The organism is Mycolicibacterium chlorophenolicum (assembly GCF_001044235.1).
Lineage (GTDB): Bacteria > Actinomycetota > Actinomycetes > Mycobacteriales > Mycobacteriaceae > Mycobacterium > Mycobacterium chlorophenolicum.
This window is the reverse complement of the sequence record NZ_JYNL01000029.1, coordinates 1-7,127: the sequence shown is the minus strand read 5'-3', so window position 1 is coordinate 7,127 and position 7,127 is coordinate 1. Positions and strand designations below refer to the sequence as shown.

The following is a 7,127-nucleotide window of genomic DNA, read 5'->3' as shown; positions in this document are numbered from 1 at the left end:
GGGTCCAGATCAAGCCGTCACGACGCCACGCCGAAGCCCGGGTGGGTCCCGAATCAGACCGTCACACTGGTCCCGAATCAGACTGTCACCGCCACCCGGCCGCGGTTCGCATGCACTAGGCGACGGGGGTGCCATGACTGATCCGCCACCGGGCCGCAGCGACGGTGAGCCTGACAGCCCGCAGGCGGCCTCTGCGTGATGACCGAATTGTCCTGCCGCGCTGCGCGGCAGGCGTGGACTACAGGCGTCGTGAGCACCCGGCCGCGCAGAGCGGGATGCGGTGCGATGCGACAACGCAGCGTCGCACGGTGCGCCGCGCGGCGAGGATTCACGTTCTGCGGCGGCAAGCTCCCGGTCCGCGAAGGCGGCGCGGGGGCGGTTTCGTGCGCTCCTGCGGCGCGGCCGTGTGTCAGTGTCCGGCCCTAAGGTCAGCGGTCATGAGAAGCGCGGGCCAGCTGGTCGTTGATCGGCAGTTGCACGCCGCTGAGATCGCCCGGTTTCACAGCCACGTTGTCTGCGGGCCAACGCCTTCGGACTGCAACATTTGGACCGGAGCGATCGGCGCCGATGGCTACGGCCGCTTCTACCTCACCCGCGACGGCGTGGGGTTCTGCGTACGTCCGCACCGCTACGCGTTGGCTATTGCCGGTGGAAGCGTCGCCGCGGGGGTGCTCAGTTTGCATGAATGTGACAACCCGGTGTGTGTGAAGGTCGCGGCCGACACCGACCCGCAGCAACACGTCGTGTCGGGCTCCCAGGGCGACAACATGGAGCGCATGGCGCGGATGCGTCGCGGCGGTGGCCGCCATGCTGTGCGCCGCTGCGACAGTCGCGGTGTACGGCGTGAGCGATCGGTGGCGCTGCGCGAGGCTGTGCGCCATGGCTGGGATACCGCCGCGGTGCAGGCGGCGCAGCTTGGCGACCAGCCCACTTTGTGGTGAGTCTGGCGTCGTACCGAGGAGGAGTGGCGCAGCATTGCGCAGCGAGGAGCTGGGCGGGGTTTACAGAGCCGTGGCGGGCGGTGGCGCACCGCCGACTTGGGCGGGCCGCGACAGCGACCGAGCGGGGGTTTAGCCGCGCTGCAGGATCGTCGCGTCGCGCGGCGGCCGCACCGTGGTCGCGTCGAACCACACCGGCAGCGCGCGAACGCCGGCTGTGCGGGCCCAGCAGATGCGGTGCTGGCCAACCGTTCGCGCTGGCCGTGACCGTGCTAGCAGGCGCCCATGATGTGTGCCGACTGCGGTTAAGAGTGTGGTTTCGTGGTCTTGAAAGGCTGGTAAATCGGGTTAAGATTGACGGCGGCGCGGAATTCAGTGCCGCCACGGGGCACCTAAGGCCGTATCGCCAGCTGAGCGGGTCGACGCTGCGCGCATTGGCAGCTCCCTCCTGGAGGCGATGTCGTCGAGGGTTCGCCGAAAACGCCGAAAGACCATGCGGTCGCGGCAGAGGCGGAGCGCGATCCGGCCTGGCGCACTGGTGCGTTCGACTACAGTTTGGGCCGACACGGAGGACCCTGACCGTCGGCGGTGGTGGTCGGCCGCTAAAACACCGCAGCACCAGCATCAACCGATCGGCCCGCGTGCACGGCGACCAATGTCCGTGCCAGCGCGGCGAGGGCGTTGTGGGCGCGGGCGACGATCGCGGCGGCTCTGGGGTCGGCGCCGGTCGCGTCGTGGACCTGTTTGGCCGTCCCTCCGGCGCCGATCACCCCGGCGGCCGTGGCTGCGGTTACCACCGCGGTGGCTGAGGCCAACACCTCCACACACCCATGCGCCCCGCAGTAACAGAGCGGACCGTCGGGGTCGACGACGACGTGGCCGGCTTCAGGATGGGTTCCGTGGGCTCCGTGAACCAGGATTCCGTCGCGGACGACCCCTACGCCGATACCGGTACCCACGGTGATGCACACGACCACGGCACGGTCGCGGGCCGCGCCGAAGCGCGCCTCACCGAGGGCCGCGGCGTTGGCGTCGTTTTCGACCAGCGCCTCGATGTCTGCCGAGGAGCGCAGGGCACTCACGACATCCCCTGGAGGCTCGTCGGCAAGGTGTGCGGGCCGACTGGCTTTTCTGCAGGCGTTGATCAGTGCCCGCGACCTGAGCAACGAACAGCGGACCGCGCCTCTCCTGCAGCGGGCGGCACAGCTCCAGGCGATGCTCGACCGCGCACACGATCGCGGCGAACCAGCGGCTCACGCAGAGCCATCGATACTCATGCCGAGCAGGTACCGCAGGTAGACCGGGGCCAGGATGCAGTCCACGACGGCGGCGTAGTGCGGCGACGACCCGCGCTAGGTCCTGAGGGGCGCTGAGTTCGGAAGTGGTGCCTCCACGGGTATCGCCGGGAGCCGGCTCACTAGACGACGGCCCGTGGATCGCCCGACGCAGGAAGCCGAGCGTTGGACGGTGCTGAGATGGAGGCCCTGAGCCCGTTGCCGCGGCTGATATGCGCAAGGCGCGCGGGTGCACTCCGCTGCGCGGTAACACGCCCTGTTCTGGCGAGGGCATCACGCGATTGGCATCGGCGCCGCCCAATGACATGCTCTGCCAAACGCTGCGGTCGCCTAACACATATTCAATTTCACCTGTTTACGTAGACAGGTGAACAGGTATTGGATAGCCTTCTGCCTCGTCAGCTGGGTCACCCCGGTACGCCCCGGCATCACGATGAACGAGAGGTGCGCAATGGTGGCTGAACCTGGCGCCGAGGAGATGCCGCGGCGCCTGGCCCAGTTCCGCGCCAGCCTCTCGCGCGCCGACAGAATTTCTCTGGCCGGGATGTACGGATTTATCGTGCTCCTGCACCTGGTCGGCTTCATTGTGCTGTTCGCATTCGTCGTGCCCAACAACTACCAGCTGGGTGGTGATCACCCCGTGTTCACAATCGGTGTCGGTGTGTTGGCTTACACGCTCGGACTGCGCCACGCCTTCGATGCCGACCACATCGCCGCCGTCGACAACACCACGCGCAAACTGATCGCCGACAACACCGCAGCTGGCCTCGACAGAAAGCCTCTCTCGGTCGGGTTCTGGTTCTCGTTGGGCCATTCCACCATCGTGTTCACCCTGGCCTTCCTGCTCGCGGTAGGCGTTCGCGCGTTGGTCGGACCCGTCGAGAATGAAAGCTCGACGCTGCACACCATCACCGGGACGATCGGCCCCTCGGTTTCCGGAATCTTTTTGTGGATCATCGGCATCCTGAACCTGGTCGCCCTGCTCGGCATCATCAAGGTGTTACGCGAACTACGTCAGGGCCGCTTCGACGAAGCCGCGTTGGAGAAACGACTTGACTCGCGCGGTTTTATGAATCGCTTCCTAGGTGGGCTGACCAAGTCGGTCACCAAACCGTGGCACATCTATCCGATCGGCGTGCTGTTCGGACTCGGCTTCGATACTGCCACCGAGGTCGGACTGCTCGTCCTAGCGGGCGGCGCCGCTGCCTTCAACCTGCCGTTCTACGCCATTCTGGTGCTGCCCATTCTGTTCGCCGCGGGAATGTGTCTGATGGACACCACCGACGGCGTCTTCATGAACTACGCCTACGGATGGGCCTTCGCCAAACCCGTCCGCAAAATCTTTTACAACCTCACCATCACATCGATCTCCGTCGCCGTCGCACTGATAATCGGCACCATTGAGCTCATCGGCGTGCTGGCCGACCGCCTCCACATCGACTCCGGGCCTGTAGCCGCCATCGCCAACATCAATCTTGACTACGCCGGCTACGCCATCGTCGCGCTGTTTGTCTTCTCATGGCTCATCGCAGTCTCGGTCTGGCGATTCGGGAAGATAGAACAACGCTGGTCCACCAACCTCACAAGCTGAACAACTTCGGTCCTGCCGAACGGCGCCGCGCCTCAACGACGCAATTGGGTCGACTTTTCGAGCGCCATAGCGGGTGGTTTCAGAAACCGTTGGCAGGACTTGCCTACATCTTCTAATCCGGGCGTCGGGGCGCCGAAATACCCTCGGTCCGAGCATGTCAATGGGCGCGCTTCGGGAGTGTCGCAGTAGCGGCGTACGTGACCTTACGGCCCGGTGTGTCGGAGGCGGAAGGCCATACGATGTCCGAGACGTCGCGGCTGTGAGGGCAAGGCAGGCCGCGGCGGCGGCGATGACGGTCCACGCACGCGCGAGGTAGACGAGTCTGGAGGTCGCTCGGGGAGCTGGCGCGCCAGGCCGGGACGCTGGGGTCGAATGGCCGGGCCGGCGGGGTGCTCAGGGCCGAGATAAGCAAGGTGATCCGTTCGATCAACGCCATAGAATCCTCGAACGCCCGCTACCGCCGCGCAATCCGCGCGCCCGGTCGCTTTCCCACCAAGCAGGCCGCACTAAAGTGCCGGTACTGGTCACCCGGTCGCTGGACCCGACCGAAACCGGCCAGACACGATGGACGATGCGCTGAACGCCAGCTCTGCACGCCCTCGCGATCACCTTCGCCGACCGCATGTCGGGCAGCTCACGCCGGTATCTACATCGGTGACGGAATGATGGTGCATGGGTCCACGTATGGCACTCCGGTTAAGGTTGCACCGATCTCGTCGGCCCCGATCCATAACGTCCGGCGGTACTAGGACGCCCCGGCCGCCGAGGTCAGTCGCGGAAGAAGTCGGTGGTCAGACGTGTCTAGGCCTGGATGTCGCTCAGATGACGCGCCCACGTGCAGCGTCGCGTGGGGAATGAGCTCTGCGATGCGCTCAGCGGTGGAGAAGGGGTGCAGGGGGTCGGTGTCCTAGGCGGGTATGAGCGTGGGCTGGCTGATGGAGCGGAGCAGACCGGAATCGGGAAGATCCGACGCGTCGACGCCGCGCAGCGCGCCTGAGGCGATGTCGTCGTGGATCGCCGGCGTGAATTTTCCTTGCGGGTAATCAGCGAAGTTCGGCAAGGGGGGCGTCAGCCCACTGTTGTCGCCATGCTGCGGGGCCGATGGAGTCGATGAGGTCTGCGGTGTCGAAGTACCACTGTCGTTGCTGGTCGGCGCCGGTTTCCCAGCTCACTGGAGGGATGACGAGGGCCAGGCGCCGGAAGCGTTGGGGAGCGGCGAGGACGGCGTACAGCGCTGCCGCGGCGCCGAAGGAGGAGCCCGCGAAATCGATGGGGACGGTGAGGTCTGCGGCGTCGAGGACGCCGAGTAGGTCGGTGGCGGCTTCTTCGAAGCGGTAGTCCAGAGGTCGTGGACGGCCGCGTGAGGCGCCGTGTCCGCGTTTGTCGTTGGTCATCAGCGGCCGGCCGTGGGCGATGGGGTCGACGTCGAAGATTCGTAGACCGCGGACGACCTCTCGGCTCATGAACACGCCGTGGCCGTAGCCGACCGGCACCGGTCCGGTTGGGCCGCTGAGCTGGTAGGCGATCGCGGCGCCGTCGGTGATGAGATGGCGGCGGCGGCCATCGCAGACTCGTTTCGCGCGGCAGTATCGGGCAAGTCGCGGTGACCGACGTCGCGCAGGACGGGGTGGCGGCTTAGTCGATGGTGCTGAGCACGCTCACGGTGGCGCCGTTGTCGCCTGACTGGTAGATGGCGGTGTCGGTGGCAACGTAGACCTGGCGGTTGCCGGCGGCCAGGAGGGCTTGAGGTTTGGCGTTGAGGCGATGCTGGGCCTGCCAAATTCGGCTGTCGTTGCTGGTGTATAGGGTTCCTTGCGCGTCGACTCCGATGAGAGGGCCACTATCTGGCCAGCTGACGAACACGAGTGTCGGCGCGCCAGCAACGACGTCGAAAGTCACCGCGCCGTCGGTGCTGCGAAGCAACCCCTGGCGGGTAGTGGCGAGGATGTCGTCGGCGTCCGCCGGGGAGGCGGCCAGGTCGTATGCGGCGATTTCTGCGCGTTGTTGCCAGGACCGTTCGTCGGTGCTGATGAGGACCCGACCCGATTGGCTGTCATGTCCGTAGATCCGGTCGTGCCGGTATTCCAGCGCGTGGAAGTCGGCGCTGCCCTTGAGCGACAACGACTCCCATGACTGGCCGGCGTCGTCGCTCCTGATCAAACCCAGATGCGGTGGTTGTGACCGGTCGGAAGGATCAGGGTGGCCGCTGGCCAGGAACTCGTCGTTGCCGGTAACGGTGAAGCCCATGAAGTCCTGGGCCAGGTCGCCGACGCGCTGCGATGCCTGCCCTTCGCCCGCGCGGAACAGGCCATAGTGCGTGGCGACGTAGAGCCGTTTGTCAGCGGGGTTGATTCCGAGGCCATGAATGTGCACCATGCCGGGAACCATCGCGGGCTTGCTGTCCACCGTGTTCGACGAGCAGGCCGCGACTAGCGCGGCGGTCAGGCTTACAGCGAGGATTCTTAGCGCCGTCATAAGGGGGCTTTCCTGTCGTCGACGGGATCTACGTATCGCCATAGTAGGGTGGCGTTGCAGGAGTTCAGCGACGTCGGGTGGATTGTCGATCTGCACACGGCGTCCTCATCGAATCTTTGATTGTCCGGGAGCCGACCCCATACTCGCGGTGGACGGTCCTGCAGGCGTTCGTGGCGCGACCGCTCGCCCGCGGTGGCGTGTCAAGGGTGGTGGAACTAATGTTCGCGCAGCATAAGCGAATTGGCTGCAGCGCGGCGTCGAACTGTCGACCTTGGCGTTTAGCGCATACTCGGATACCGGGTCTCCTACGGCGGCGAGCTCTGCGGCGTCCTCGGCCACGAGCAGTGCCGCGCGCAACGGCGAACATCAAGGACGCCGACGTAACGTCCGCCCAAGGCATGATCTCGTATCGCCAACACGTCGCCGGGGTGGGCGACATGCTGCTAGTCGAGCACGGCGCCGACCCTGCGTGGTGGCTTGACCAACGAGATGAAGAGCGCTGGGGGATGAGATCGAGCAGATGCAGGGCTGGCTTCAATAATGTGGGGCGTCAATGTGGGGCGTCGACGCCAGCCGACCAACGGGGATGTCATAAACGCCTCAATCAGGGCGACGGGCCAATGTCGCCTAACCTGTCGACTCAAGTCAGACGGCGTGCGGTAGGAGCAGCCCGTTAGGTCTTTACTAATCTTCATCGAACTTGAGTTCGACCCTTAGCCTCGATCCACCGATAAATTGGTTGGTCGTGGGGTGTCGGAATGAGGAAAGTGCCCCTTGAGCTGGGAGGATTGGTGTTCTCTACGCATCAATCAGGCCAGTTCAGAAAGG

At 65.4% G+C, this 7,127-nt stretch carries 5 protein-coding genes and 2 pseudogenes; 4 read left to right on the top strand and 3 right to left on the bottom strand.

Translation table 11 applies throughout. From position 1 onward, the window contains the following. The first annotated feature begins 437 nt into the window (after positions 1-437). Positions 438-941, top strand: coding sequence for a hypothetical protein (locus MCHLDSM_RS14760; RefSeq protein WP_048470782.1), 504 nt, complete (start codon positions 438-440; stop codon positions 939-941). Positions 942-1,540: 599 nt separating this feature from the next. On the opposite strand, the gene MCHLDSM_RS14755 is transcribed toward MCHLDSM_RS14760, so the two are convergent. Continuing rightward, positions 1,541-2,104, bottom strand: coding sequence for an ROK family protein (locus MCHLDSM_RS14755; protein ID WP_268781519.1), 564 nt, complete (start codon positions 2,102-2,104; stop codon positions 1,541-1,543). A gap of 583 nt (positions 2,105-2,687) precedes the next feature. Between MCHLDSM_RS14755 and nicT the strand changes: the two genes are divergently transcribed. The 3 genes and pseudogenes from nicT to MCHLDSM_RS39320 form a co-directional block, all read left to right on the top strand. Then, positions 2,688-3,824 carry a Nickel transporter NicT gene (gene nicT / locus MCHLDSM_RS14750; RefSeq protein WP_407661976.1) on the top strand — a complete coding sequence of 379 codons (1,137 nt, stop codon included), beginning with the start codon at positions 2,688-2,690 and terminating at the stop codon, positions 3,822-3,824. Between the two features lie 401 nt (positions 3,825-4,225). Beyond that, positions 4,226-4,482 (top strand): annotated as a pseudogene (locus tag MCHLDSM_RS37250) (transposase); the annotation flags it as partial. Continuing rightward, a pseudogene (locus tag MCHLDSM_RS39320) lies at positions 4,457-4,573 on the top strand (peptidoglycan hydrolase RipC); the annotation flags it as partial. The pseudogenes MCHLDSM_RS37250 and MCHLDSM_RS39320, both read left to right, overlap by 26 nt. Before the next feature lie 294 nt (positions 4,574-4,867). On the opposite strand, the gene MCHLDSM_RS39315 reads toward MCHLDSM_RS39320, so the two are convergent. Next, entirely contained in the window at positions 4,868-5,287 is a 420-nt protein-coding gene (locus tag MCHLDSM_RS39315; protein ID WP_234713985.1) for an alpha/beta fold hydrolase, read from the bottom strand. Between the two features lie 172 nt (positions 5,288-5,459). After that, positions 5,460-6,299 carry a F510_1955 family glycosylhydrolase gene (locus MCHLDSM_RS14740; protein ID WP_048470781.1) on the bottom strand — a complete coding sequence of 280 codons (840 nt, stop codon included), beginning with the start codon at positions 6,297-6,299 and terminating at the stop codon, positions 5,460-5,462. Positions 6,300-7,127: the final 828 nt, after the last annotated feature.